This is a genomic window from Limnohabitans sp. JirII-31, from assembly GCF_002778315.1.
Lineage (GTDB): Bacteria > Pseudomonadota > Gammaproteobacteria > Burkholderiales > Burkholderiaceae_C > Limnohabitans.
Genome location: NZ_NESA01000011.1, coordinates 60166 through 84339 on the forward strand (window position 1 = coordinate 60166; position 24174 = coordinate 84339).

The 24174-nt window shown below is 57.4% G+C and carries 27 protein-coding genes and 1 pseudogene; 20 read left to right on the forward strand and 8 right to left on the reverse strand.

The genetic code is table 11. From position 1 onward, the window contains the following. Nucleotides 1-16 precede the first annotated feature (16 nt). The gene (locus B9Z41_RS13580; RefSeq protein ID WP_100147614.1) at nucleotides 17-754 is read right to left on the reverse strand and encodes a ComF family protein; all 738 of its coding nucleotides are present in this window, start codon (nucleotides 752-754) and stop codon (nucleotides 17-19) included. 23 nt (nucleotides 755-777) lie between these two features. Here B9Z41_RS13580 and B9Z41_RS13585 point away from each other — a divergent pair, with 23 nt between their 5' ends. The 7 genes from B9Z41_RS13585 (at nucleotide 778) to B9Z41_RS13610 (ending at nucleotide 6442) form a co-directional block, all read left to right on the forward strand. Continuing rightward, nucleotides 778-1683 carry a methyltransferase domain-containing protein gene (locus B9Z41_RS13585; protein WP_100147615.1) on the forward strand — a complete coding sequence of 302 codons (906 nt, stop codon included), beginning with the start codon at nucleotides 778-780 and terminating at the stop codon, nucleotides 1681-1683. A gap of 119 nt (nucleotides 1684-1802) precedes the next feature. Continuing rightward, nucleotides 1803-2969, forward strand: a complete 1167-nt coding sequence (gene coxB, locus B9Z41_RS13590) for a cytochrome c oxidase subunit II (protein ID WP_100147616.1) — start codon at nucleotides 1803-1805, stop codon at nucleotides 2967-2969. A 28-nt stretch (nucleotides 2970-2997) separates the two neighbouring features. Further along, a complete protein-coding gene (ctaD, locus tag B9Z41_RS13595; protein ID WP_100147617.1) occupies nucleotides 2998-4629 on the forward strand; it encodes a cytochrome c oxidase subunit I in 1632 nt (543 codons plus the stop codon). Between the two features lie 3 nt (nucleotides 4630-4632). Next, nucleotides 4633-4743 carry a cytochrome oxidase small assembly protein gene (locus B9Z41_RS17230; RefSeq protein ID WP_233202682.1) on the forward strand — a complete coding sequence of 37 codons (111 nt, stop codon included), beginning with the start codon at nucleotides 4633-4635 and terminating at the stop codon, nucleotides 4741-4743. Between the two features lie 7 nt (nucleotides 4744-4750). Continuing rightward, the gene (locus tag B9Z41_RS13600) at nucleotides 4751-5353 is read left to right on the forward strand and encodes a cytochrome c oxidase assembly protein (RefSeq protein WP_100147618.1); all 603 of its coding nucleotides are present in this window, start codon (nucleotides 4751-4753) and stop codon (nucleotides 5351-5353) included. Beyond that, entirely contained in the window at nucleotides 5350-5544 is a 195-nt protein-coding gene (locus tag B9Z41_RS13605) for a DUF2970 domain-containing protein (protein WP_100147619.1), read from the forward strand. The genes B9Z41_RS13600 and B9Z41_RS13605 overlap by 4 nt, the downstream gene beginning before the upstream one ends. A gap of 16 nt (nucleotides 5545-5560) precedes the next feature. Then, nucleotides 5561-6442, forward strand: coding sequence for a cytochrome c oxidase subunit 3 (locus B9Z41_RS13610; RefSeq protein WP_100147671.1), 882 nt, complete (start codon nucleotides 5561-5563; stop codon nucleotides 6440-6442). 56 nt (nucleotides 6443-6498) lie between these two features. Here the strand turns inward: B9Z41_RS13610 and B9Z41_RS13615 are convergent, their stop codons facing one another. Then, nucleotides 6499-6720, reverse strand: coding sequence for a twin transmembrane helix small protein (locus B9Z41_RS13615; protein WP_100147620.1), 222 nt, complete (start codon nucleotides 6718-6720; stop codon nucleotides 6499-6501). 34 nt (nucleotides 6721-6754) lie between these two features. Between B9Z41_RS13615 and B9Z41_RS13620 the strand changes: the two genes are divergently transcribed. Genes B9Z41_RS13620 through B9Z41_RS13640 form a run of 5 tightly spaced genes read left to right on the forward strand, consistent with a single transcriptional unit; the run spans nucleotide 6755 to nucleotide 10783 of the window. After that, a complete protein-coding gene (locus B9Z41_RS13620) occupies nucleotides 6755-7483 on the forward strand; it encodes an SURF1 family protein (protein ID WP_233202683.1) in 729 nt (242 codons plus the stop codon). Continuing rightward, the gene (locus B9Z41_RS13625) at nucleotides 7461-8153 is read left to right on the forward strand and encodes a hypothetical protein (protein WP_100147622.1); all 693 of its coding nucleotides are present in this window, start codon (nucleotides 7461-7463) and stop codon (nucleotides 8151-8153) included. Before B9Z41_RS13620 ends, B9Z41_RS13625 begins: the two co-directional genes overlap by 23 nt. A gap of 2 nt (nucleotides 8154-8155) precedes the next feature. Further along, nucleotides 8156-9280 carry a heme A synthase gene (locus B9Z41_RS13630; RefSeq protein ID WP_100147623.1) on the forward strand — a complete coding sequence of 375 codons (1125 nt, stop codon included), beginning with the start codon at nucleotides 8156-8158 and terminating at the stop codon, nucleotides 9278-9280. 19 nt (nucleotides 9281-9299) lie between these two features. After that, on the forward strand, nucleotides 9300-10187 hold the full coding sequence (gene cyoE / locus B9Z41_RS13635; protein ID WP_100147624.1) for a heme o synthase: 888 nt from the start codon (nucleotides 9300-9302) through the stop codon (nucleotides 10185-10187). Next, nucleotides 10187-10783 (forward strand): SCO family protein, encoded by a 597-nt coding sequence (locus B9Z41_RS13640; RefSeq protein ID WP_100147625.1) that lies wholly within the window; start codon nucleotides 10187-10189, stop codon nucleotides 10781-10783. The genes cyoE and B9Z41_RS13640 overlap by 1 nt, the downstream gene beginning before the upstream one ends. A gap of 45 nt (nucleotides 10784-10828) precedes the next feature. On the opposite strand, the gene rpoH is transcribed toward B9Z41_RS13640, so the two are convergent. Then, nucleotides 10829-11761 carry an RNA polymerase sigma factor RpoH gene (gene rpoH / locus B9Z41_RS13645; protein ID WP_100147626.1) on the reverse strand — a complete coding sequence of 311 codons (933 nt, stop codon included), beginning with the start codon at nucleotides 11759-11761 and terminating at the stop codon, nucleotides 10829-10831. A 202-nt stretch (nucleotides 11762-11963) separates the two neighbouring features. On the opposite strand from rpoH, the gene B9Z41_RS13650 reads away from it, so the two are divergent. Both B9Z41_RS13650 and B9Z41_RS13655 read left to right on the forward strand, forming a co-directional pair. Further along, complete coding sequence (locus B9Z41_RS13650) at nucleotides 11964-13085, forward strand: TRAP transporter substrate-binding protein (RefSeq protein WP_100147627.1); 1122 nt, start codon at nucleotides 11964-11966, stop codon at nucleotides 13083-13085. A 115-nt stretch (nucleotides 13086-13200) separates the two neighbouring features. Then, complete coding sequence (locus tag B9Z41_RS13655; protein ID WP_158236183.1) at nucleotides 13201-15594, forward strand: ATP-binding protein; 2394 nt, start codon at nucleotides 13201-13203, stop codon at nucleotides 15592-15594. Here B9Z41_RS13655 and B9Z41_RS13660 read toward each other — a convergent pair. Next, nucleotides 15591-16643: a LacI family DNA-binding transcriptional regulator gene (locus B9Z41_RS13660; protein ID WP_100147629.1), complete on the reverse strand. Its 1053-nt coding sequence runs from the start codon at nucleotides 16641-16643 to the stop codon at nucleotides 15591-15593. The genes B9Z41_RS13655 and B9Z41_RS13660 overlap by 4 nt on opposite strands. Nucleotides 16644-16762: 119 nt before the next feature. On the opposite strand from B9Z41_RS13660, the gene B9Z41_RS13665 reads away from it, so the two are divergent. Genes B9Z41_RS13665 through B9Z41_RS13690 form a run of 6 tightly spaced genes read left to right on the forward strand, consistent with a single transcriptional unit; the run spans nucleotide 16763 to nucleotide 21821 of the window. Then, the gene (locus B9Z41_RS13665; protein ID WP_233202685.1) at nucleotides 16763-17662 is read left to right on the forward strand and encodes a dioxygenase; all 900 of its coding nucleotides are present in this window, start codon (nucleotides 16763-16765) and stop codon (nucleotides 17660-17662) included. 48 nt (nucleotides 17663-17710) lie between these two features. Then, nucleotides 17711-18478: an SDR family NAD(P)-dependent oxidoreductase gene (locus tag B9Z41_RS13670; RefSeq protein WP_100147630.1), complete on the forward strand. Its 768-nt coding sequence runs from the start codon at nucleotides 17711-17713 to the stop codon at nucleotides 18476-18478. 14 nt (nucleotides 18479-18492) lie between these two features. Beyond that, nucleotides 18493-19377 (forward strand): 3-keto-5-aminohexanoate cleavage protein, encoded by an 885-nt coding sequence (locus B9Z41_RS13675; RefSeq protein WP_100147631.1) that lies wholly within the window; start codon nucleotides 18493-18495, stop codon nucleotides 19375-19377. 18 nt (nucleotides 19378-19395) lie between these two features. Further along, nucleotides 19396-20394 carry a zinc-binding alcohol dehydrogenase family protein gene (locus B9Z41_RS13680; RefSeq protein WP_100147632.1) on the forward strand — a complete coding sequence of 333 codons (999 nt, stop codon included), beginning with the start codon at nucleotides 19396-19398 and terminating at the stop codon, nucleotides 20392-20394. 21 nt (nucleotides 20395-20415) lie between these two features. After that, the gene (locus B9Z41_RS13685; RefSeq protein WP_100147633.1) at nucleotides 20416-20775 is read left to right on the forward strand and encodes a cupin domain-containing protein; all 360 of its coding nucleotides are present in this window, start codon (nucleotides 20416-20418) and stop codon (nucleotides 20773-20775) included. Between the two features lie 53 nt (nucleotides 20776-20828). Continuing rightward, the gene (locus tag B9Z41_RS13690; RefSeq protein WP_100147634.1) at nucleotides 20829-21821 is read left to right on the forward strand and encodes a tripartite tricarboxylate transporter substrate binding protein; all 993 of its coding nucleotides are present in this window, start codon (nucleotides 20829-20831) and stop codon (nucleotides 21819-21821) included. A gap of 15 nt (nucleotides 21822-21836) precedes the next feature. Here B9Z41_RS13690 and B9Z41_RS13695 read toward each other — a convergent pair whose 3' ends face one another. From B9Z41_RS13695 to B9Z41_RS13710, 4 genes and pseudogenes are all read right to left on the reverse strand, one after another. Next, the gene (locus B9Z41_RS13695) at nucleotides 21837-22268 is read right to left on the reverse strand and encodes a biopolymer transporter ExbD (RefSeq protein WP_100147635.1); all 432 of its coding nucleotides are present in this window, start codon (nucleotides 22266-22268) and stop codon (nucleotides 21837-21839) included. After that, the gene (locus B9Z41_RS13700) at nucleotides 22265-22690 is read right to left on the reverse strand and encodes a biopolymer transporter ExbD (protein ID WP_100147636.1); all 426 of its coding nucleotides are present in this window, start codon (nucleotides 22688-22690) and stop codon (nucleotides 22265-22267) included. Before B9Z41_RS13700 ends, B9Z41_RS13695 begins: the two co-directional genes overlap by 4 nt. A 3-nt stretch (nucleotides 22691-22693) precedes the next feature. Next, a pseudogene (locus tag B9Z41_RS13705) lies at nucleotides 22694-23347 on the reverse strand (MotA/TolQ/ExbB proton channel family protein); the annotation flags it as partial. Between the two features lie 118 nt (nucleotides 23348-23465). Further along, entirely contained in the window at nucleotides 23466-24152 is a 687-nt protein-coding gene (locus tag B9Z41_RS13710) for an energy transducer TonB (protein WP_233202686.1), read from the reverse strand. Between the last annotated feature and the right edge of the window lie 22 nt (nucleotides 24153-24174).

Consider the following 24174-nt stretch of genomic DNA (forward strand, 5'->3'; position numbering starts at 1 on the left):
CCTTTTGCGCAAGGGATCAGGACAGTTCTTGCGTGGGCTTTGCGGGGGTACGGGCAAACACCAGGCCCGTGATGTGTGCAGCGCCTGCTGCGCGCAATGCGCGTGCAGCTTCAAACAAAGAGGCGCCAGTGGTCATGACATCGTCCACCACCAGCACGCGTTCACCACGCAAGGCTTGCAAGTGCTCGGGGTGTACCCAAAAACTGCCGCTGATGTTGGCCAGTCGCTCTGCCCGACCTTGCCCCACTTGATGTCTTTTGTGTTCGTGTCGCAGCAGGGTGTGGGCATCGGTTTTGTTTGGGGCAAGGTGGCGTGCCAGTTCATGGGCTTGGTTGAAGCCACGCTCGCGCAGACGCTGGGCAGACAAAGGCATAGGGATCACGCGGTCTGCTGTTTCCAGGGCGGGTTCGACCCAAGGGGTGTGGCGTAGCAAGTCGGCCAAGTGCCGGCCCAAGCCTGGGTCGGCTTGGAATTTGAAGTGTGCGATGGCGTTGACCCATGGGTAAGCGTAGTCCACTGCGCACAGGCAAACGTCGAGTGGCGGTGGCGTGTGTTGGCAGGCCATGCAAAGTGGGGTCTCCAGTCTTTGCGCGCAGGTGTTGCAACGTGCCACGGGCTGGGCGAAGCGTTGCACGCAGTCTTCGCAAATGGGTTGACTGGGCCATGCCTGGCAAATACGGCACAGGCTCGGCCAGCGCTTGGGCAAGAGCCCATGCTGTTGCGCGAAAAGCCTTGCATCTGCGATCAGTGACATGGGCTCAATATACTTCTTGCCTCATGTCCGACATCCCATCTTCTGAGCGCCCCCCCACCCTTGACGCAATTGCCAGTGCACGCTGGAATGCGTGGCCTCATGCGCAATCGCCCTGGCTGAATGAAGAGGTGGCAAGGCGCATGCAAGACCGGTTGGAATGGATTCGTTTGCAACCTCAGGCTTGGATCGACTGGATGCCATTGAGTGGTGGTTTGGCAACGCATGCGCTGGTGCGTGCGCGTTACCCCCAGGCGCGCTGCCATGTGGTCGAGCCCGATCAGACGCGCTTGGCGCTCACGCAGCGCGCCTTGCAAGCACCTTGGTGGCGTCGCTGGCTCAAGCCTCGGGCGCTGTCTTTCGCGCAACGTCCTTTGGCCGATGCAGACATGGTGTGGGCCAACATGGCGCTGCATCTGTCTGCGCAGCCTCAGGTTTTGTTGCGCGAGTGGCACCAAACCTTGGCGGTGGACGGCTTTTTGATGTTCTCTTGTCTTGGACCGGACACTTTGCGTGAATTGCATGCGGTGTACCAACAGCAAGGTTGGCCAGCACCTAGCCATGCATTCACTGACATGCACGATTGGGGGGACATGCTGGTGGCGGCTGGTTTTGCGGAGCCTGTGATGGACATGGAGCACCTCACGCTCACGTATGCCAATGCGGCCGCGTTGTTGTCAGAGCTGCGTCAACTGGGCCGCAACCTGCATGGCGCGCGCTTTGCGGGTTTGCGCGGGCGTGCGTGGCGCCGTCAGCTTGAGCAGGCTTTGCTGGCGCTGGCCAAACCCGACCAAGGAGGGCGCTTGACGTTGACCGTGGAGGTGATTTACGGCCATGCCCTCAAGCCCGTACCCAAGCTCAAAATGAGCGAGAAAAGTTCGGTTTCTCTTCAAGATATGCGAACCATGCTGGGCCGCTCTAGGGGTAATTAGCCTTGCTAGAATGCTCGCTGGTTACTTATAGGGCAAACCATTGCTTGACACATTGAGATAACGCAGTGTTTCACAAGGTTTGCGGTCCTGAAGTCTAAACATTAAGGCAATCGAAAGTGATGAAGAACAATCTTTTCCAGAAGCTGGCTTCTGGTTTGCTGTTCGCCGCCGCATGGGCGAGCACAGCGGCTTGGGCGGTGAACGACTTACCGGGCGGCCCGGGCGTGCGACAACTCAATCTTCAGCCTGGAGCTACCAAGATTGCGCAAGAGCAAGGCTGGTTGCACTGGTTCATGCTGATCATTTGCACGGTGATTTTTATTGCAGTGTTTGGCGTGATGTTCTATTCCATCTGGAAGCACCGCAAATCGGTGGGTCACAAGTCGGCCAACTTCCATGAGTCGGTGAAGGTCGAGATTGCGTGGACCGTCATTCCTTTCATCATCGTGATCTTGATGGCGCTGCCCGCCACCAAGGCGGTGGTGGCTCAAAAAGATACCTCCAATGCTGACCTGACCATCAAGGCCACGGGTTATCAGTGGAAGTGGGGCTATGACTACATCAAGGGTGAGGGTGAGGGCATTGCCTTCATCTCCACCTTGGACAACGCGCAACGCGAAATGTCTAACAACGGCGCCAAAGGCGTGGACATCGACGATTACTTGTTGAAGGTGGACAATCCCTTGGTCGTTCCAGTCAACAAAAAGATTCGCATCATCACCACCGCCAATGACGTGATTCACGCGTTTGCTGTGCCTTCGTTGGGTGTGAAGCAAGACGCCATTCCTGGCTTCGTTCGCGACACTTGGTTCCGTGCTGAGCAAGTGGGTGACTACCACGGTCAATGCCAAGAGTTGTGCGGCAAAGAGCATGCGTACATGCCCATTCACGTCAAGGTGCTGAGCGCTGAAGACTACGCCGCATGGGTGGCCACCGAGCAAAAGAAGATGGCTGCCTTGCAAGATGATCCAAGCAAGGTTTGGACGCTTGAAGACATCACCAAGCGCGGTGAAAAAGTGTACGCAGCCAACTGCTCGGCTTGCCACCAACCCAATGGCAAGGGTGCGGGTCCGATCAAGCCTTTGGATGGCGCGGCTGTTGTGCTGGATGCCGACAAGACCAAGCAAATCAAAGTGCTGCTCAATGGTCAAAACAATTTGGCCATGCCCAGCTGGAAGCAGTTGAGCGACACCGACATTGCAGCTGTGATCAGCTACACCAAAAACAATTGGTCCAACAAGACCGGCCAGCTGGTTCAGCCTGCCGATGTCAAGGCCGCACGTTAATTCGGCCAGCGTTTAGAAGGAACACATCATGAGCGCAGTACTCGATCCACACGGCCACGCCGCAGGCGACCACAGTCACGACGACCACCACGGTGCCCCACACGGCTGGCGTCGCTGGGTGTTTGCCACCAACCACAAAGACATCGGTACCTTGTACCTGTTGTTTGCTTTCACCATGTTGATCATCGGGGGCGTTTTGGCTCTGCTGATCCGTGCTGAGCTGTTCCAGCCCGGCTTGCAATTGGTGAACCCCGAGTTGTTCAACCAACTCACCACCATGCACGGCCTGATCATGGTGTTCGGCGCCATCATGCCGGCCTTCGTGGGTTTTGCAAACTGGATGATCCCATTGCAAATTGGTGCCTCTGACATGGCCTTTGCGCGCATGAACAACTTCAGCTTCTGGCTGATGATTCCTGCTGCGGCCACGTTGGCTGGCTCGTTCTTCATGCCCGGCGGCGCTCCTGCTGCTGGCTGGACTTTGTACGCACCGTTGACCCTGCAAATGGGTCCCTCAATGGACGCTGGTATTTTTGCCATGCACATCTTGGGTGCTTCGTCGATCATGGGCTCGATCAACATCATCGTGACCATCTTGAACATGCGCGCCCCTGGCATGACGCTGATGAAGATGCCGATGTTTGTTTGGACTTGGTTGATCACTGCGTATCTGCTGATTGCTGTGATGCCTGTGTTGGCTGGCGCGATCACCATGACGCTGACAGACCGCCACTTTGGCACGACCTTCTTCAACCCCGCTGGCGGTGGTGATCCCATCATGTACCAGCACATCTTCTGGTTCTTTGGTCACCCTGAGGTGTACATCATGATCTTGCCGGCCTTCGGCATCATCAGCCACATCGTGCCCGCGTTTGCACGTAAGAAGTTGTTCGGTTACGCCTCGATGGTGTACGCCACATCGTCGATTGCGATCTTGTCATTCATCGTCTGGGCACACCACATGTACGCCACAGGTATGCCTGTGACGGGTCAGCTGTTCTTCATGTACGCCACGATGTTGATCTCTGTGCCAACAGGCGTGAAGGTGTTCAACTGGATTGCCACCATGTGGAAGGGCTCGATGACCTTCGAGACGCCCATGTTGTTTGCCGTTGGTTTCATCTTCGTGTTCACCATGGGCGGTTTCACAGGCCTGATTTTGTCGATGGCACCGATTGATACCCAAGTGCAAGACACCTACTACGTGGTCGCCCACTTCCACTATGTGTTGGTGGCTGGTTCGCTGTTTGCCATGTTTGCTGGTTTCTACTTCTGGTGCCCCAAGTGGACCGGCGTGATGTACAACGAAACACGCGGCAAGATCCACTTCTGGTGGACTCTGATCTCGTTCAACGTGACCTTCTTCCCCATGCACTTCTTGGGCTTGGCGGGCATGCCACGTCGCTACGCCGATTACCCGATGCAGTTTGCCGACTTCAATGCCTTGGCTTCTGTGGGTGCATTCTTCTTTGGTTTTGCCCAGGTCTATTTCTTCTTCTTCGTTGTGTTGCCCGCGATGCGTGGTCATGGCGACAAAGCAGTGGCCAAACCTTGGGAAGCTGCTGAAGGTCTGGAATGGGAAGTGCCTTCGCCTGCACCTTTCCACACCTTTGAAACCCCACCCAAGCTGGATGCCACGGCAACCCGCGTGATTGGCTGATCGATGACGCCTGAACAACGCAAAAAAAACCTCCGCCTGGGCCTGATTCTGGCTTCGGTGGCGGTGGTTTTCTTTGTCGGGTTTTTCATCAAAGTGATCTTGCTCAACCGCTGATAACACCATGGCCAACGTGCGCAACAACCTCTTCATGCTGAGAAAGCTACTGATCGTAGCCGCGGGCATGTTTGCGTTTGGTTACGCGCTGGTACCCATGTACAAAGCGATTTGTGAGTTCACAGGTATTAACATCTTGGCCTTGGGCGAGCGCGAGATACCCGGAACGGGCAGTGCACGTGCCAAGGTCGGCAACACGCAGATTGACACCTCACGCACGATCACCGTGGAGTTTGACGCCAATGCCCGTGGGCCCTGGTTGTTCAAGCCTGCACAAAGTTCGGTGCAAGTTCACCCGGGCGAGATGACGACCATCATGTACGAGTTTCAAAACGTGCAAGATCGCGTCATGTCTGCCCAAGCCATTCCCAGTTATGCGCCGCGTCAAGCTGCTGCGCATTTCAACAAGTTGGAATGTTTTTGTTTCAACCAATACACCTTGGCTCCAGGCGAGAAAAAGCAATGGCCAGTGGTGTTTGTGATTGATCCAAAGTTGTCAAAAAGCGTGACCACCATCACACTGTCTTACACCTTTTTTGAAGTGGGCTCCAAGACGCCTGCAGCACCGACTGCCGCCTTGGACACCACGCACAAAGGAGCTGGGGCATGAGCAAAAGAACGTCGTTCATGCGCTCCATCGTGGCGGTGGCGTGGTCGTTTCTGGGAATTCGTAAAAGCAGCGAGTTCCAAGAAGACATTGAAAAAATCAGCCCCCTGCACATCTTGGGCGTGGGGCTGGTTGCTGGTTTGTTATTTGTGATTGGGTTGATCGTTTTGGTCAACCTGGTCGTCGCGAAATAAAGAAGAAGGAGTGGAAATGAGTAGCACCTCACACGGCGCAACGCCCTATTACTACGTGCCCCATGCCTCGCGTCATCCCGCGTTGGCTGCCTTGGGTTTGTTTTTTGTGATTCTTGGTGCAGGCCAGTGGATCAACGGCGCTGACTGGGGCAAGTATTCCTTGTTCTTTGGCCTGGTCTTCTGGTTGGGTGTGCTTTACCAATGGTTTGGCGACGCAATTGCGGAAAGCCAAAGCGGCCAGTACGGGCACAAGATTGACTTGTCTTATCGTTGGAGCATGAGCTGGTTCATCTTCTCTGAAGTGATGTTCTTTGGCGCATTCTTCTCTGCTCTGTGGTGGGCCCGTTCGCATTCGGTGCCAGCGCTGGGCAGCTTAGACAATGCACTGCTGTGGCCTGACTTCAAAGCTGTGTGGCCTAGCATGGCGGCTGGTATGACCGCATCACCTGCTGGCATCATCGAGCCGTTCCAAACCATGACGCCGTTTTGGTTGCCCACCATCAACACCGCGTTGTTGCTGAGCTCGGGTGTGACTTTGACGATTGCGCACCACGCATTGCGTGAGAACCACCGTGCCACCACCATCAAGTTCATGTGGTTGACGGTGTTGTTGGGTGTGGTGTTTTTGTTTGTGCAAGGCTACGAGTACTACCACGCTTACCATGAGATGAACCTCAAGCTCAGCTCGGGCGTGTACGGTTCAACCTTCTTCATGCTCACAGGTTTCCACGGCTTTCACGTGTTCTTGGGCATGTTGATGCTGTTGGTCATCACCTTGCGTTTGCAAAAGGGCCACTTCACTGCCGACAAACACTTCGGCTTCGAAGGTGCTGCTTGGTACTGGCACTTTGTGGACGTGGTGTGGCTGGGCTTGTACATCTTGGTGTACTGGATGTAACGGCATCCGCCCTCACCAGCAAAGGCCGCATGTGCGGCCTTTGTTGTTTGGGGGGCTTATTGCCCCGGTGCGATGCCTGTGGGTTGGATGTAGCCCAACTTCCAGCCAATCAAAATGCAGATGAATAAAAGAATCGAGAAACCGACACGAAGAGCCAGAGCTTTGACCATCTTGCTCGACTTGGCCTGACCATTGCGTCCATCACGCATCATGAACACCAGAGCCGAGACCAGGCTCCCCAAAATGGCTAAGAACGCTATTGCAACAATGAATTTCATACGAGCCATTATCTCTTTACCGCGCACCCGCAACTTGGCATGGATCACCTTGGCCATGTGCGTGGGCGTGGCGTTGACGGTGCGTCTGGGATTTTGGCAACTCTCTCGTGGCCAAGAAAAGCAAGCGCGCCATGCAGCTATTGCTGCGCAGCTGAGCGCGCCTGAACTGGACACGCCCAGTCTGCTGGCGCAACCCGGTCAATTTAAGTTGCTGCATCGACGTGTGTCTTTACAAGGGTTTTGGTTGCCCGAGCACACCATTTACTTGGACAACCGGGCCATGAATGGTCGCGCTGGCTTTTGGGTACTCACCCCGTTGGCTCTTGATGCCGACACCCGCGTGCTGGTTCAGCGTGGTTGGGTACCGCGCCACCAGCAAGACCGTACCTTGTTGCCGCCAATTGACACACCGGTGGAGGTGGTGCATGTGCATGGACGTATTGCGCCGCTCCCTTCCGATTTGCTCCAATTGAGCTCGGCAGCCGCATCGACTGCACCTGCCTCAGGGGCATCCAATATTCGGCAAAATCTAGACCTCGCGCAATACACCACAGAAATTGGTGGTGATGTCGTGGCCGTGGTGTTGCAAACCGACGCCGCCTCGGATGGCCTGTTACGCGATTGGCCTGAAATCTCCGCAGGTGTTGAGAAGCACCAAGCCTACGCCTTCCAATGGTTTGCACTGGCTGCATTGCAGTTGCTGCTCTATCTTTGGTTTCAATGGATCAAACCCTACCGTCATGTCCGAAACTCAACGTCCTGAATCAGATCACCCCTTGGGCCTTACGGTGTACGACTTGCCGTCACCCAACGACGTCGCTTTGGCCGATGCCAAGCGTACGGCCATGGGACGTTTGCGCATGATGATCGTCTTGTTGGTGTGTGCGGCGCCTGTGGTGGCTTCCTACTTCACCTATTACGTGGTGCGTCCAGAAGGACGTCGTAATTTCGGTGAGTTGATCGAACCCACGCGCGCATTACCTGCTATCACCGCGCAGAGCTTGAGCGGCGAGAGTGTGTCGCTGCCAGACTTGAAAGGGCAGTGGTTATTGGTCAGCGTGGCAAGCGGTGCGTGTGACGAGGCGTGCCAAACTAATTTGTATTTGCAACGTCAGTTGTTGACAGGGCTGGGCAAAGACCGTCCACGCACGGAGTGGGTGTGGTTGATTGATGATCAGCAACCCGTCCCCGCTGCTTTGCTGCCAGGCCTCAAGGAGGCCACGGTGCTGCGTGTGCCGCCCCAAGCCCTGAGCCAATGGCTGGAGCCTGCCAAAGGGCAAGCGCTGTCAGACCATTTGTATTTGGTTGACCCGCATGGGCAATGGATGATGCGCTTTCCCGCCAAGCTGGGGACAGATGGTGCGCTTAAAGCCAAGCGTGACATGGAGCGGTTGTTGCGTGCCGCTGCATCCTGGGACGAGGCAGGGCGCTGAAGATGTCCACCGACAGTCTCTACAACCTGGGACCCCTGTTGCATTTGCTGGTGATGGGAGCGCTGGTGGCCATGGTGCCCTTGTGCTGGGTGTGGCTGCGCAACCCACGTGCGTCGACCGCGCATCGTGTGCGCTTGCTCACGTTGGTTACTTTGTTTTTAACGTTTGATTTGGTGCTGTTTGGTGCCTTCACGCGCCTGACTGACTCGGGGTTGGGCTGTCCCGATTGGCCCGGTTGCTATGGTCATGCCAGCCCTGTGGGCGCACAAGTCGCCATTGATCAGGCGCAGCAAGTGATGCCCACAGGTCCTGTGACGCACACCAAGGCCTGGATCGAAATGGTTCACCGCTACATGGCCATGGCTGTGGGTGGGTTGATTCTCACGTTGGCTGGATTTGCCTGGACCCGGCGTTGGCGTGGCGATAGCAGTGTGCGAGTGGCCTGGCCTACCTTGACCCTGATCTGGGTCTGTCTGCAAGGTGCCTTTGGTGCATTGACCGTCACCATGAAGCTGTTTCCTTTGATCGTGACCTTGCATTTGTTCGGCGCTTTGATGTTGTTGGCGTTGCTCACCTTGCAAGTACAACAGCAACGGCAAGCCTCCGATTGGGTCACTGAAGTGGCATTGAATGTCTCTGTGCGCCGACGTGTGTACCTAGGTCTTGCATTGCTGCTGATGCAAGTGTTACTGGGGGGGTGGGTCAGCACCAATTACGCCGTGTTGGCTTGCAACACTTTCCCGCAGTGTCAAGGGAGTTGGTGGCCCTTGATGGACTTTGCACAAGGCTTTGGTTTGTGGCGTCCTCTGGGGTTGAACACGCAGGGCGAGCCTTTGCACTTTGAAGCGCTGACAGCCATTCACTATGCCCATCGCTTGATGGCCTATGTGGTGCTGGCTTACCTAAGCGCCTTGGCGTGGCAGTTGCGACGTTTCTCTGCGTTAAGCACGGTGGCGACTTGGTTGTCGGGCTTGTTGTTGTTGCAGTTGCTCACGGGTTTGTCCAACGTGGTGTTGGATTGGCCCTTGGCTGCTGCTGTCATGCACACTGGGGGTGCTGCGGCCTTGTTGGTGTTGCTGGTCGGATTGTTGGCGGGTACGCGTGCCACGCGTGACGCTGTGAATTGATTGTTGTGAGTTCTATGTCATGAGCGATGTTCATCCTTCTTTATCCCGCTGGCGTCAGTTCAATGCGCTGACCAAACCACGCGTGATCCAACTCATCGTTTTCTGCGCTTTGATTGGCATGGTGCTGGCGGTGCCGGGTGTGCCCTCATGGGCAGAGGTGAAATTGGCTGCGCTGGCCTGCTTGGGCATTTGGTTTGTCTCGGGTGCTGCCGCGGCGTTCAACTGCCTGGTTGAAAAAGGCATCGACTCGCGCATGAAGCGCACGGCCTGGCGTCCTACCGCCAAAGGTGAGTTGAGCGATCGCGACACTTTGCTGTTCTCAACCGCGATGTGTGCGGTTGGGTCCTGGATTCTGTATGTCTGGGTCAACCCCCTCACCATGTGGCTGACCTTTGCCACTTTTGTGGGTTATGCCGTGGTCTATACCGTCATCTTGAAACCTTTGACGCCACAAAACATCGTCATTGGGGGCGCTTCGGGGGCCATGCCGCCCGTGCTCGGGTGGGCGGCCATGACAGGCGATGTAGGGCCTGAGGCGCTGATTCTGTTCTTGATCATCTTCTTGTGGACCCCACCGCACTTTTGGGCCCTGGCTCTTTACCGTGTGGAGGACTATCGCAAATCAGGTTTGCCCATGCTGCCCGTCACACACGGCAACGAATTCACCCGTTTGCAAATCGTCCTCTACACCTGGGTCTTGTTTGCGGCTTGTTTGATGCCTTTCATTTACCGCATGAGCGGTTGGCTTTACTTGGTCAGTGCCGTGCTGTTGAGTCTGGGCTTTTGTGCTTATGGCTGGGCTTTGTGGCGCAACTACTCGGATGCCCTGGCGCGTAAAACCTTTCGCTTTTCACTCATCCATTTGAGTCTGCTGTTCGCGGCACTCTTGATCGACCACTACCTGTGATGCCTATGTTTACACGACGCGCACTTTTGTCTTGTTGGAGCGCATTCACCATTGCCACCTTGGTGGCTTGCAGTCCCGACAAACCCAGCTTCAAAGCCATCGACATCACAGGCGCTGACTACGCGCGTGGCTTCACGCTGAGCGACCACAACGGCCAAACGCGCAGCTTGTCCGACTTCAAAGGCAAGGTGGTGGTGGTCTTCTTTGGCTACACCCAGTGCCCGGATGTCTGCCCCACCTCGATGACCGAGTTGGCCGAGGTCAAGCGTTTGCTTGGCGCTGATGGCGACAAACTGCAAGGCGTGTTCATCACGGTGGATCCCGCGCGTGACACAGCTGAATTGCTCAAGGCCTACATGGGCAACTTTGACCCCAGCTTTGTGGCATTCATCCCCACGCCTGAGCAGTTGGCCGCCGTGGCCAAAGACTACAAGGTGTATTACAAAAAAGTCGATGGCAAAACACCCACCAGCTACACCATGGACCACTCTGCGGGCAGCTATGTGTACGACCCCCAGGGCAACCTGCGTTTGTTCAGCCGCTATGGCAGCGGGCCGCAAGCTTTGGCAGAAGATATCAAAACCTTGCTGAAATAAAAAAGGCCGCTGTGACAGCGGCCTTTGTCAGTCAGCCATGCTGTTTCAAGCGTACTCAGCCAAGGCGGTCTTCATCTTCTTCATCGCAGCCACTTCGATTTGACGGATGCGCTCAGCACTCACGCCGTACTCGGCGGCCAAGTCATGCAGCGTCATGCCGCCTGAACCGTTGTCTTCCACCTTCAACCAGCGTTCTTCCACAATCCGGCGGCTGCGTTCGTCCAGCACATTCAGTGCGGCGGCAATGCCATCAGACGCCAACACATCGCGCTGATGCGCCGCGATCATGGCCGTGGGTTCGTGGTTGGCGTCGGTCAAATAGGCAATTGGACCAAACGCATCTTCGTTGTCGTCGCTGGAAGTGGGGTCCAGCAGCACATCGCCACCGGCCATGCGCATTTCCATCTCCACCACCTCTTCGGCTTTGACATTGAGCTTGTGTGCCACAGCCTCCACTTCGAGTGGATTCAAGGTGTCACGGTGGGTATCGGCATCCATGGCTGACGCATCGGCCTTGAAGCCCTGCTTCATGGAGCGCAAGTTGAAAAACAATTTGCGTTGTGCCTTGGTGGTGGCCACTTTGACCATTCGCCAGTTCTTGAGGATGTACTCGTGAATCTCGGCTTTGATCCAGTGCATGGCGTAGCTCACCAAACGCACGCCTTGGTCGGGGTCGAAGCGTTTGACTGCTTTCATCAGCCCCACATTGCCTTCTTGAATCAAGTCGGCGTGCGGCAGTCCGTAGCCCAAATACTGGCGTGACACCGACACCACTAAGCGCAGGTGTGAGAGCACCAGCTTTCCGGCCGCTTCAATGTCGTTGTTGTCTCGCAATTTGCGTGCGAATTCCTGCTCTTGTTCAAGCGTGAGCATGGGCAAACGGTTGGCTGCTGAAATATAAGCATCCAAGTTACCCAGCGGCGGCACCATCGCCCATGGGTTGGTGACGGTCAATGCAGATTGTGTGAGTGTTGTCATGTGTAGCCCTTTCGGTTACCAGTCATGCAATATTAGCACTCTTCGATCTGGAGTGCTAATTCTCAGGGGTTTACCCTAAATTGCTTCCGCTTTTGCAGCGTGTGACAAATACATCATTACCAAAATTAAATAAAAAGTGTCAATTTTCTTGTTAGTGCCAAATATAATTATTTTACTTATTTTTAAATAAAAAGGTTTATTTATGGTGGCTGGTATACACAAGGAAGTCGATCATCAGCGTCGCATGCTGGGTGCGACAGCAATGGCCTCGATATTGCCAAGCGCCGCATCTGCGGCTTCTGAGCCCCAAGCGCCATCGGTGTCGAAGGGCCATGTGAACTTGCGGCTGGTTGCCGCTTGGCCAGATACCTTGTCAGGGCCGGCCCATATCTTGAAGCGCATGGCCTCTAAGGTCAAAGCCATGTCGGGTGGCACGCTGACGATTGAGGTGGTGTTTGCCAACCAAACCAAGCTGTCTGCATTGCAATTGTTCGATGCGGTGGCCAGTGGCGAGATCGACATGGCGCATTCCACAGCGTATTACTGGACCTCGCGATCCTCCGCCTTCAATTTCTTTTCCACGGTTCCTTTTGGCATGATGGCCGTGGAACATTACGGCTGGTTGCGACATGGCGGAGGCTATGCGTTGTGGCATCAACTCTGTGCACAGCGTGGTGTAGTGCCCATGCCATGCGGCAATACAGGTGTCCAAATGGGGGGGTGGATGACCAAACCCATCACCTCTTTGGCATCGGTGAAAGGTCTCAAAATTCGATACCCCGGTCTGGGGGGGGAGATCTTCAAAGCATTGGGTGCCCAGCCCGTGACTTTGCCTGCTGTCGATATCAAACCAGCCTTGCTGGATGGTCGTCTCGATGGTGCCGAGTGGGTGGCTCCCTGGAGTGATCTGGAGATGGGCTTGCAAGACGTGTGTGACTACTACTACGCACCCGGATTCCACGAGCCCGGGCACACCCTGGAGTTGCTGATCAACCAATCGCTGTGGAACAAGTTGTCGCCCTCGCACCGCGCCATCATGGAGAGCTACTGCTGGGGTGAGTTCACTGAAACGCAAGCGCATTTCTATGCGGAAAATGCCCATGCGCTGGATCGATTGCGTGCGATCAAAAAACTCCAGATCTTGCGCTTCCCCAACGATGTCGTGAAAGAGTACAGAAAAAAGACACCAGACGTGATTCGCAGTGTGGTCGAAGGTGATGCCTTTTCGCGCACGGTGTACGAGAGCTACTACGCTTATTTGCGCCAACAACTGCGCTGGGCAGAGTTGTCGGACCGAGCCTATTGGCAGGCACGTTACATCTGAGGCATGACGGTGACCATGTTTTTGGGGGGCTGTCGTCATGCGTAGTGCGGCGAAGACCACGTGGCTGCAACGAAAAAGTGTTTTGATTTGGGGCACTTGGGCGGTGGTGGTGTGCATGCTCTTGTCTTTGGTCGGGCTGTATGTCTTCAGCGCGCGTCAACAAGTGCAAGACAGTGCCTGGGCCGAAGCCGATGCTGAGGCCAAACTGGTGGCACTCAGCGTGCAAGCACGCACCCAACACGTGGACGACATCCTGGTTCACACCCGCGATTCGTTTGAGCGTTACGGGCCCGGGCTGACAGAAAAAGATGCATTGCTCAAATCAAAGAGCTCTTCGGCAGACGTTCCGTATCTGGCCATCTTGATCGTCAACACGGCAGGCGACGCCATCTTGTCGCTGCCCAGCAATGATTTCCAAGCCGATTTTTCAAAAATTGCCGAGGAAGCTGGCACACATGCCGATGACGGACCGTTTGCGGCGTCAGTCGCCACCCTTCTAGGGCATTTCTTTGTGCGTGCAGTTCCGTTGCGATTTGCCGATGGCACTTACGCAGGCGCTGTGGTGGGCGTGCTCGATCCAGCATGGCTCAAGAACACCTTGACCCATCTGGCAGCACCCGATGACTTGGTCATGACCATCAAACAAGCGGATGCGGTGATCGCGCGCAACTTTCGCACAGAGAGCGCTGCCTTGGTGCAAGGGGCCGATGCCCTGATGCCCGGACACCGCACACAGTCGATCCCGTCTTTGGATGCTGTTCTAGAAGTGCAGCTCAGGCGCGATGTGCTGGCCCAAAAAACGAATCAGGCCCTGGAGTTCCTGGTCACGGTTGTCTTGCTCGCCATCAGTTGCCTCACGCTGGGGGCGATTTGGTTGCAACGTGCTGTGTCGCAAACCATCGAAAGTGTGCTCAAGGCAGAACTCGCAAACCGATCGGCACTCATCAAATCCCGCTTCTTGGCCAATATGAGCCACGAGTTGCGCACCCCCATGACCGGTGTGTTGGGCGCAGTCGATTTGCTCATGGACACCCAACCCACAGCAGAGCAAAAAAACTTTCTCGATTTGATTCGTCGCTCGGGGCAACACCTCATGGGCATCCTCAACGATGTGTTGGATATCTCTCGCATCGATGCCTATGCCGTCACCCTGGATGTACGGCCAACCTTGGTGCTCGACGTCATTGAAGACGTGGTGCAAATGCTCATGCCACGGGCGCATTTGCAGGGCGTGGCCTTGTACGCCCAAATTGAGCTGGCCGACACCACCCGCGTCGACGCCGACGCTTTTCGTCTGACCCAGATACTGACCAACCTCATTGGCAATGCCGTCAAATTCACGCCCCAAGGTCATGTGCAGGTCAAAGCCAGTTTGAAAAAAATTGACGATGCAGACATCTTGGAAATTCGTGTCACAGACACAGGCATTGGCATTGAGCAAGAGCAGTTGGCCCATTTGTTCCAGCACTTTTACCAAGCAGACACCACCGCCAGTCGACGTTTTGGCGGCAGTGGCTTGGGTTTGGTGATTTCCAAAGAACTCGCTGAATTGATGGGTGGACAAATTTCAGTCACCAGTCGTCTGAGGCAGGGCAGTTGCTTCACCTTGTCGTTGCCCGTTAAAAATATCCAGTCTCACGCTGCTCAAAGCATGGACGAGGCGGCGCTCAGTCCCATACAGCAACCCGTGTTTTTATGTTTCCAAGACGATGTGTTGCGTCAATCCATGCAAACGCATTTGGATTGGCTCGGCATAACTTGGCAAGATTGCGCAGAGGCTCAGTGGAAAGACGTCACCTCCGAGTTGGTGATCTTTGATCGTTCAACGTATCAAAAATTTTGTGAGTTATTTCAATGCCACAGTCCCTGTGTCTTGATTGACACCGACCTGTCCAGCCATCACAAAGAAGGTGCACTGCACTCCGTGGGTCAGGTGCACAACATCACGGTGTTGAACGAGCCGGTGCGACGCAAAGATATCGCCGCACTCATCCGCACCCGTGGGCGCAGTCCAGACGCACTGGCACACCTTGAGTCCAAAGACCCCGTGCAGTCGTCCAACCTGGCACCACTCCAGCACATGAAAATTTTGGTGGCAGAAGATAACGTGGTGACGCAAAAAATCCTCCAGGCCTTCATGCGTTCCCTGGGTTGCGATGCCTCGTTTGTTCTCAATGGCCGTGCTGCCATTGACGCCATGTGCGTCGAGACCTTTGATCTGGTGTTGATGGATTGCCACATGCCAGAGGTCGATGGCTACACCGCCACACAAGAGATCAGACAAATGGAGGCCTCAGACCCATTGCGTCGCCGCACCCCCATCTTGGCTTTGACTGCGGCCACCACCGATGCAGACGTGCAACGCTGCTTAGACGCTGGCATGGATGAGGTGTGCAGCAAGCCCATCAGCCGTCAAGATTTAGAGGCCAAGTTGTTGCAATGGCAATCAAGAGCACCAACCCGTGATGAGGCAGAGGCAACGCAGGCCCTGTTCGCACAAGACACTTAGGCCGGGCCTGCGTGTGGTGGTCCGCTGGTCGATGCACGCACCACCAACTGGGGCCGCAGCACCACGGTCGCGTCTTGACTGCCCGGTCTTTGACGCAAGGCGTCCAGCAGCAAACGCGCAGCCCTAAAGCCCATCTCGTAGTGCTGAATCCGCACCGAGGTCAGTGGCGGATTGACCTGATCCAGCAAAGGCATGTCGTTATGGCCCACGATCGACACCTCCTGTGGCACGCGGATGCCCGCGCGCTGTAAGGCTTGCAGCGCACCCAGTGCGATCAAATCATTGGCAGTCACCACAGCCGTGAACGGTTTTTTCTGGCGCAATGCCAGCAACTGCTGCATGGCCATATCGCCGCTGTCAATGGCGTAAGACTCGGCGCTCACGATGTGCGTGGGTTTGAGTTTGTGCTCACGCATGGCTTGCTCAAAGCCCATGCGTCGCGCCAAACCGGTTGACAGGCTCTCGGGTCCCCCCAAGTGGGCTATCTGTCGATGGCCCAAGCCCACCACATGGTCTACGGCCAAGCGCATGCCCAGCATGTCGTCGCTGATCACGGCAGGCAAATGTCCTCGGCCATCGGTGCGGTTGATCAACACAATCTGCGCGCCACTCTGGCGCAAGCTCTCCAGCCACGCGTCGTCACGCGTGGCCGTGGCCACCAAAAAACCTTCCACCCGTTGCGCTTGCATGCGCTCCACCGCCACTTGCGCGGTGTGGCTGCTGTTTTCGGGCCGCGAGGTGTTGGCCAGCAAGGCAAAGTAACCGGCTTCGTCCAGCGCATCTTCAATGCCACGCAAGATCGGTGGGAACACCGGGTTGGTGATGTCGGGCAACAGCACCCCAATGGTTTTCGAGCGGCCACGGCTCAGCGCTGCGGCGGCATGGTTGGGGCGGTAGCCCAGCTCACGTGCAGCTGCTTCGATGCGTTGCAGCAAATCGGGCGCCACCAAATGGCGTCGGGCTGGGTCGATGGCGCGTGACACCGTGGACTTGTGCACCCCCAAGTGCTTCGCCAAGTCTTGCAGGGTAGGGGCGGTGGATCGCGTCATTCAGGCATTTTATTGCAACCGGTCGCTTCAGAGACAAAGAGTGAAATCCATGATGGATTTGCATCGAAAATAGGCTTATCTTTGCAACCGGTTGCAAATCTTCACAGGAGTTCACTGTCATGTCTAAAGTCACTGATTCGTTGGTCTTGCCCACGACCCCTGAGACCATTCTTCCCCTCGTCTTAGAAGTCATGGCCCGCACGCCCGATCCACGACTGCGTCAGTTGCTGTGTTCGCTCAGCACCCACATGCACCAGTTCGTGATCGAGAACCAGGTCACCGAAAAAGAGTTTGAACGCGCCGTCAAGTTCTTGGTCGGCATTGGCCAAGAAACCGGTGAAACCAAAAACGAAGTCATCTTGGCGTTTGACTTGTTTGGTGTGTCTACCTTGGTGGCCATGCTCAACAACCCACCGGGCAAAGAGGACGAGTCGTCCAAGGCTGGCTTGTTGGGGCCCTTCTGGCGTGCCAACGCGCCCGTGTGCCAACCCGGCGACAACATCGTGCGATCCGACACACCCGGCATCACCATGGAAGTGCGTGGTGTGGTCTACGACGCGCAAGGCAAGCCCGTGCCCAACGCCAAGGTCGATGTGTGGCAAGCCTCGCCCGTGGGCTTGTACGAAAACCAAGACCCCAACCAAGCCGACATGAACTTGCGTGGGCTGTTCACCACCGATGCGCAAGGCCGTTACTTCTTGCGCACCGTCTGCCCCTCGGGCTACCCTGTGCCCACCGACGGACCCTGCGGTGAGTTGCTCGATGCACAGTTGCGCCATCCCAACCGTCCCGCGCATTTGCACTTCATGATCTCCAGCCCTGGCCACAAAGTGTTGATCACCCAGGTGTTTGCCGACGACGACGTCAACCTGGCCAGCGACCCAGTGTTCGGTGTCACCGCCCCCTTGGTGGGTCACTTTGAAAAACACACCGTCAACGGCCAGACCGTGGCCCAGCTCACCCAAGACTTCCACTTGGTGCCCGGCGAGATGGTGTTCCCACACCCACCCATTCCTTGATCGACTTGGACGTACCGTTCACGTCAACCCACTTCAACTATTTTTGTTATGACCACCACTTTTGAACCCACTGAGTCTCTGGCTGGCCGCGTTGCTGTCATCACCGGCGGCACCGGCGGCATTGGCCTGGCCACGGCACGCCGCTTGGCCAAGCTGGGCGCGCGCTGCGTGTTGCTCTACAACAGCGCCGCACCCGATGTGGCAGCGGCCCATGCGGCCTCTCTGCCTGGCACAGGCCACCTCGCGTTCCAGGCCCAAGTCACCGACAGCGCCGCCCTCAAAGCTGTGGCCGAGCAAGTGGGTGCGCAGTGCGGCGCGGTGCACATCTTGGTCAACAGCGCGGGTTACACCAAAGCTGTTCCAGCCGCAGATCTGGAGGCCTTGAGCGACGAGCTGATCGACGACATCTTGAAGGTCAACTTCCGTGGCGTCATTGCCACCATCCGCGCTTTCATGCCTTTGCTCAAGCAATCGCAAGATGGTTTGATCGTCAACATCTCCTCCATCGCGGGTTTCACCGGCACCGGCAGCAACCTGGCCTATGTGGCCGCCAAAGCCAGCATTGACGTGGTGGGTGACGCCTTGGCCAAGGCCTTTGCGCCGCATGTGCGCGTGATCTCGGTCTCGCCCGGTGTGGTCGATTCGAGTTTTGTGCCCGGGCGCGGTGCCGACTTCAACGACAAAGCCGCCGCGACCATTCCGCTGCGCCGCATTGGCACCGTCGACGACGTGGCCGCTGCCGTGCAAGCCTGCGCCACCACCTTGCGTTATGTCACCGGCACCCGCTTGGTGGTCGACGGTGGTCGTCACCTTTGATTGAAAGAACTTCCATGGCTTCTAAAACTTTGTTGACCTGTGCCGTCACCGGCAACATCACCACCCCAGACCAAACTCCCCACCTGCCCATCACGCCGACGCAAATTGCCAACGAGTGTTTGGCCGCCGCCGAAGCCGGTGCCGCAGCCGTGCACATCCATGTGCGCGACCCACAAAGTGGCAAACCCTCAATGGAGGTGGAGCTCTACCGCGAGGTGATGGACCAGGTGCGTCGCGGCAACCCTGAACTCATCATCAACCTCACCACGGGCCCGGGCGGGCGTTTCATCCCCAGCCACGACGACCCGCGTGTGGCCGCCCCAGGCTCGACCCTGGTGCAGCCCGAAAAACGTGTCGAGCACGTGCGTGTGTTGCGTCCCGACATTTGCTCGCTCGACCTCAACACCATGAACTCCGGCCCCGATGTGGTCATCAACACCCCTCGCAACGTGCGCATCATGGCCAAGATCATGCGCGAGGCGGGCGTCAAACCTGAGCTGGAAATTTTTGACTCGGGCGACATCCATCTGGCGCGCGACCTGATTGCCGATGGCACGCTGGATGGCCCTGGCATGTGGACCTTTGTCACAGGCGTGAAGTACGGTTTTTCGTCGTCGCCCGAGACCTTGATGTACGCCCGCAGCCTGTTGCCTGCGGGTGCCATTTGGTCGGCCTTTGGCATTGGCCGTTTCGAGTTTCCCTATGTCGCCCTGGCCTACCTCAACGGTGGCCATGTGCGGGTGGGCATGGAAGACAACATTTACCTGGAGAAAGGCGTGTTGGCCAAGAGCAATGCCGAGCTGGTGCTCAAAGCCAAACGCATCGTGCAAGACCTGGGTGGCGAACTGGCCAACCCCCGTGAAGCGCGTGCCATGCTGAACCTGCCTGCGCGTGCCTGAGTGACTGAAAGAAACAAGATGACGATTGAGAAAACTTCTTTGCATGCTGTGCGCGTGAACACCAAGGTCACGGCCATTGCCGACCTGGTCACCAACCTGGAGGTGCAAGCCCCGCCCGCCTTGCAAGCGGGCCAAGCCTTGGTGCGTGTGCGCAGTGCGGGCGTCAACCCCAGCGATGTGAAAGCCGCCATTGGCATCATGCCGCAGGCCGTGTTTCCGCGTTCACCCGGGCGCGACTACGCCGGTGTGGTGGTCGAAGGCCCAACTGCTTGGGTGGGCAAAGAGGTGTGGGGCTCAGGGGGCGACCTCGGCATCACCCGCGACGGCTCGCATGCGGGTTGGTTGGTGTTGCCCGAAGCCGCCTTGCGCGAAAAGCCCAGCCGTTTGAACTTTGACCAAGCCGGCTCTGTGGGCGTGCCCTTTGTCACCGCCTACGAGGGCTTTCGCCGCAGCGGCATGCCCCAAGCCGGGCAAACCGTGGTGGTGATGGGCGCCAACGGCAAGGTCGGCCAAGCCGCGGTTCAACTCGCCGCGCAAGCGGGCGCGCAGGTGATTGCCGTGCGCCGTCAAGCCGGCCCCTGGGAGGGCCCTTCAGGCCCCGGCGTGCACAGCATCGATGCACGCAGCGAAGACGTGGCCGCGCGCATCCGCGAGCTGAGCAACGGCAAAGGTGCGCACATTGTGTTCAACACCATGGGCAGCCCGTATTTCGAAGCCGCCAACAAAGCCATGGCCAAAGGGGCCACGCAAATCTTCATCTCCACGCTCGAGCGTCCGGTGCCTTTTGACATCTTCACCTTCTACCGTGGCATGCACACGTATGTCGGCATTGACACCCTGGCGCTGGATTGCGTACAAACCAACGAGCGCATGGAAGGCATGCGTGCCGGCTTTGACGCAGGCACCTTGCACCCGTTCGAGGTGCAAGCCGATGCAGCCTTTGGTTTGGACCAAGCCTTGTCTGTCTACCGCGAGGTGTTGGCGGGTGCCACCCGCCGCATCGTGTTCAACCCCTGACCGATTCACTGAAAGCCCACCATGAACCTGACCCGCATCGACCAAGCGCCCGAGTATTTCGCGCCCAACCACGACCACATGCAGTGCTTGCGTTTGCAAGGCCATGAGGCTGGGCCTGCCGTGCAGCTGTGGATGGGCATGTCCATCTTGGAGCCCGGCGGTCAAACTGCATTGAACCCTTCACCGATTGAAAAGCACTACGTGGTGTTGGAGGGCTCACTCACCGTGGTGAGCGAGCTCGACGGCGTGCAGACCCGTCACATCTTGAACCGCTTTGACTCGTGCCGTTTTGCGCCCGGTGAGAGCCGCCAAATCATCAACCACACCCAAGATGTGGCGCGTATTTTGTTGGCCATGCCTTTTGACCCGCCCGCTGCTTGATGCTGTCTGTTGCATCTGTTGTTTGAGCTTTTAAAAAATACCAGGAGACCTCCATGACCGCTTCCCACTTCACCCGTCGTCAAACCCTGCAACTGGCCGCCGCCGGTTTGTCTTCACTCGCACTCGGCGCACACGCCCAAGTGGGCGACTGGCCCAAAGCCAAGGCCATCACCTTCGTGGTGCCCTTCACCGCAGGCAGCGGCACCGACGTGATTGCCCGTGCTGTGGCCGAAAAACTCGGGCCCATCCTGGGCGCGCAAATCGTCATCGACAACAAAACCGGTGCTGGCGGCACCGTGGGCGCAGCCTTGGTGGCCAAAGCCCCGGCCGATGGCTACAGCGTGTTGATTCACAGCTCGGGCCATGTGGTCAATCCCGCGCTCTACCCCAAGCTGCCTTATGACACCTTGAAAGACTTTGACGGCATCACCCCGCTGGCCAGCTTGCCCAACGTGATCGTGGTCTCGCCCAGCAAAGGGTACAAAGACGTGGCCGATTTGGTGGCCAAAGCCAAAGCGCAACCCGGTCAGCTCAACTACGCCTCCGCTGGCAATGGTTCGGCCACCCACATGAATGCCGAGAAGTTCCGTGTTGCAGCGGGCATCCAAGCCCAGCATGTGCCTTACCGTGGCACGCCTGAGGCCTTGACCGAAACCGCGTCGGGTCGCATTGACTGGTTCTTTGCGCCCTTGGTCTCGGCCTTGCCTTTGATCCAGAGCGGTCGCCTGCAAGCCTTGGCCGTCAGTACCGCGCAGCGTTCACCGCTGCTGCCCAATGTGCCGTCGATTGCCGAGGCCGGTTTTGCTTCCGCCGCTTACACCTTCTGGGTGGGCGCATTCATCACCGCCAAAACACCCAAAGCCATCGTCGACCGTTTGCACGAGGGCATGACCAAGGTGTTGGCCTTGCCCGATGTGCGCGAACGTTTGGAAAAGCTGGGTGCTGCGGGCATGCCCATGCCGCAAGCCGCATTTGAAAAATTCTTGGACGACGAAACCCGCTCGGCAGGCGAGTTGGTCAAGGCCGCAGGCATTCGCCTGGAGTGATGCAGCGTGGCGCCGTCAAGGCGCCGCGAATTGCTCGGTGCCCACAATGCCGAGCTTGGTCAGCCCCTGGCGCTGGGCGCTGGCCAACACACCAGCTACCGCCTCGTACTTGGCTTTGCCTTGGGCTTTGATGTGCAGCTCTGGCTGGGGTTGTTGGTTGCTCGCCTCTTGCAGCAAGGCGTCGAGCGCGGCGCGATCGGCCAAGGGCTTGCCATTCCAGTTCACCACACTGCGCGCATCCACTTCAATGCGCACGATGTTGGGTTTTTTCAGCGGCGGTGGGCTGCCCACGGGCATGTCCAGATTCACCGAATGCAACTGAATCGGAATGGTGATGATCAGCATGATCAGCAGCACCAGCATCACGTCGATCAGCGGCGTGGTGTTGATGTCCATCATCACCTCGGGTTCTGGTTCGGTGTGCAACGAAGGCCCGTTCATGTTCATGGCGTGCCCTGCGGTTCGGTGACAAAACGCACCTTGGTCAAGCCCGCGCTTTGCACCGCATACAGCACGCGTCCCACGGCTTCAAAGTCGGCCTTCGCATCGCCACGAATTTGCACTTCGGGCTGCGGTTTTTTCTCGGCCAAGGTTTGCAACTGCTTGGTTAAATCGGCGTTGGAGCGCACCGGTGCATCGTAAAAAAACGCACGGCCTTGTGCGTCAATCGAGAGCACGATGTTGTCGGGTTGGGTTTCGCGCGGCTGCTGCGTCTCGTGGGGCAAGTCCACCTTCACCGAGGTGGTCACCACCGGAATGGTGATCAAGAAAATGATCAACAGCACCAACATCACATCCACCAAGGGCGTGGTGTTGATGGTGGTGAGCAGTTCGTCGTCCGACGCGCTCGGACCCAGGTGCATGGCCATGGCTTACTTGGGCGCAGAGCCGAGTAACACCGCATGCAAGTCGGCACCAAAGGCTTGCACTTCTTCCATTGCCACTTTGTTGCGGCGCACCAGCCAGTTGTAGCCCAGCACAGCGGGCACCGCCACGGCCAAACCAATGGCGGTCATGATCAATGATTCACCCACGGGGCCAGCCACTTTGTCGATGCTGGCCTGGCCCGACATGCCAATCTTCACCAGTGCGTTGTAAATGCCCCAGACGGTGCCAAACAACCCCACAAAAGGCGCGGTCGAGCCCACGGTGGCCAGCACCGCCAAACCGTCTTGCATGCGGCTTTGCACATTGTTCATGGCGCGCTGAATGCTCATGGTGATCCAGGTGTTCAAGTCCACATGGCCCAACAGCCCATCGTGCTTGCTGGCGCCTTCCAAACCTTTTTCAGCGATGAAGCGAAACGGGCTGTCTATATCCAGTCCATCCGCGCCTTGGCGCACGCTGCCCGCTTGCCAAAACGAGGCCTGGGCCGCCTGGGCAAACTTCATCACACGGCTTTGCTCGGCCAGTTTGGTGAAGATCACATACCAGTTGCCCATGCTCATGAGCACCAGGATCAACAGCGTGCCCTTGGCCACCCAGTCGCCTTGCGCCCACAGCGCCGACAAGCCATAGGGGTTGTCCACGGTTTCTTCGGCGGCGAAGGTGCTGGCGCTGAGCAGCCAAGCCATCAGCCCGAGGGCGACGTTAGGGAGTTTGCGTGTGAACATGGAAGTTTCCTTCGGTCTGAATGTGAGTCTGTTATTCCAAGCGCCAGGCGTAGCGAATGCTGGCCCAGCTTTGCTCAGGTTTGCCATCCACCGTGCCAGGACGGAACTGGCATTTGGCGAGGGCATTGCGCGCGGCGTCATCCAAGCGCGGGTAGCCCGATGTTTTTTCAATCTCGGCTTGCAGCACACGGCCATCGGTGCCAATCAAAAAGCGCAGCGTGACCGTGCCTTCTTCTTCCAAGCGACGTGAGGCGCTGGGGTAGTCTGGCTTGGCGCAGGTGGCGCCGGGTTGAATCACGGCGGCCGTTTTCACAGGGGGGGCTGTGGGTGCAGGTGGCGCTGGCGGCGCTGTGCTGGGGGCGGGTGCTGGCGTTGCCGGCGCGACCGGCACATTGATCACCGGCGCGGTGGTGCTGGGCACCACAGGTGCTGGCGCTGCGGGCGCGGGTGTAGGAGGCGGTGGCGTTTTAGGCGCGGGTGGGGGAGGGGGTGGCTTGGGCAGGTTGTCTGACAGCAGCAAGGCCTCCACCGTGTTTTCTGTGATCTTGACCACCTTGCGCGCCAAGCCAGACTGAATGGCCCACAACAACAAGCCATGCAAGACCAACACCCCAGCAATGCCCATCACGTGACGGCGCGGCGTACGTTGGCGAGAGGCGTAGCTGGTGTTGAAAGACGGGGATAAAGACAAAGTAGGCAGAGGCTGAAAAGTTGTCACGATTTTAGGCGCGCTCCTGTGA

Excerpts from the sequence above, each read along its gene's own strand:
- B9Z41_RS13580 (WP_100147614.1), bottom strand. The coding sequence starts at position 754 with ATGTCACTGATCGCAGATGCAAGGCTTTTCGCGCAACAGCATGGGCTC.
- B9Z41_RS13585 (WP_100147615.1), top strand. The coding sequence starts at position 778 with ATGTCCGACATCCCATCTTCTGAGCGCCCCCCCACCCTTGACGCAATT.
- coxB (WP_100147616.1), top strand. The coding sequence starts at position 1,803 with ATGAAGAACAATCTTTTCCAGAAGCTGGCTTCTGGTTTGCTGTTCGCC.
- ctaD (WP_100147617.1), top strand. The coding sequence starts at position 2,998 with ATGAGCGCAGTACTCGATCCACACGGCCACGCCGCAGGCGACCACAGT.
- B9Z41_RS17230 (WP_233202682.1), top strand. The coding sequence starts at position 4,633 with ATGACGCCTGAACAACGCAAAAAAAACCTCCGCCTGGGCCTGATTCTG.
- B9Z41_RS13600 (WP_100147618.1), top strand. The coding sequence starts at position 4,751 with ATGGCCAACGTGCGCAACAACCTCTTCATGCTGAGAAAGCTACTGATC.
- B9Z41_RS13605 (WP_100147619.1), top strand. The coding sequence starts at position 5,350 with ATGAGCAAAAGAACGTCGTTCATGCGCTCCATCGTGGCGGTGGCGTGG.
- B9Z41_RS13610 (WP_100147671.1), top strand. The coding sequence starts at position 5,561 with ATGAGTAGCACCTCACACGGCGCAACGCCCTATTACTACGTGCCCCAT.
- B9Z41_RS13615 (WP_100147620.1), bottom strand. The coding sequence starts at position 6,720 with ATGAAATTCATTGTTGCAATAGCGTTCTTAGCCATTTTGGGGAGCCTG.
- B9Z41_RS13625 (WP_100147622.1), top strand. The coding sequence starts at position 7,461 with ATGTCCGAAACTCAACGTCCTGAATCAGATCACCCCTTGGGCCTTACG.
- B9Z41_RS13630 (WP_100147623.1), top strand. The coding sequence starts at position 8,156 with ATGTCCACCGACAGTCTCTACAACCTGGGACCCCTGTTGCATTTGCTG.
- cyoE (WP_100147624.1), top strand. The coding sequence starts at position 9,300 with ATGAGCGATGTTCATCCTTCTTTATCCCGCTGGCGTCAGTTCAATGCG.
- B9Z41_RS13640 (WP_100147625.1), top strand. The coding sequence starts at position 10,187 with ATGCCTATGTTTACACGACGCGCACTTTTGTCTTGTTGGAGCGCATTC.
- rpoH (WP_100147626.1), bottom strand. The coding sequence starts at position 11,761 with ATGACAACACTCACACAATCTGCATTGACCGTCACCAACCCATGGGCG.
- B9Z41_RS13650 (WP_100147627.1), top strand. The coding sequence starts at position 11,964 with ATGGTGGCTGGTATACACAAGGAAGTCGATCATCAGCGTCGCATGCTG.
- B9Z41_RS13655 (WP_158236183.1), top strand. The coding sequence starts at position 13,201 with ATGCTCTTGTCTTTGGTCGGGCTGTATGTCTTCAGCGCGCGTCAACAA.
- B9Z41_RS13660 (WP_100147629.1), bottom strand. The coding sequence starts at position 16,643 with ATGACGCGATCCACCGCCCCTACCCTGCAAGACTTGGCGAAGCACTTG.
- B9Z41_RS13665 (WP_233202685.1), top strand. The coding sequence starts at position 16,763 with ATGTCTAAAGTCACTGATTCGTTGGTCTTGCCCACGACCCCTGAGACC.
- B9Z41_RS13670 (WP_100147630.1), top strand. The coding sequence starts at position 17,711 with ATGACCACCACTTTTGAACCCACTGAGTCTCTGGCTGGCCGCGTTGCT.
- B9Z41_RS13675 (WP_100147631.1), top strand. The coding sequence starts at position 18,493 with ATGGCTTCTAAAACTTTGTTGACCTGTGCCGTCACCGGCAACATCACC.
- B9Z41_RS13680 (WP_100147632.1), top strand. The coding sequence starts at position 19,396 with ATGACGATTGAGAAAACTTCTTTGCATGCTGTGCGCGTGAACACCAAG.
- B9Z41_RS13685 (WP_100147633.1), top strand. The coding sequence starts at position 20,416 with ATGAACCTGACCCGCATCGACCAAGCGCCCGAGTATTTCGCGCCCAAC.
- B9Z41_RS13690 (WP_100147634.1), top strand. The coding sequence starts at position 20,829 with ATGACCGCTTCCCACTTCACCCGTCGTCAAACCCTGCAACTGGCCGCC.
- B9Z41_RS13695 (WP_100147635.1), bottom strand. The coding sequence starts at position 22,268 with ATGAACATGAACGGGCCTTCGTTGCACACCGAACCAGAACCCGAGGTG.
- B9Z41_RS13700 (WP_100147636.1), bottom strand. The coding sequence starts at position 22,690 with ATGGCCATGCACCTGGGTCCGAGCGCGTCGGACGACGAACTGCTCACC.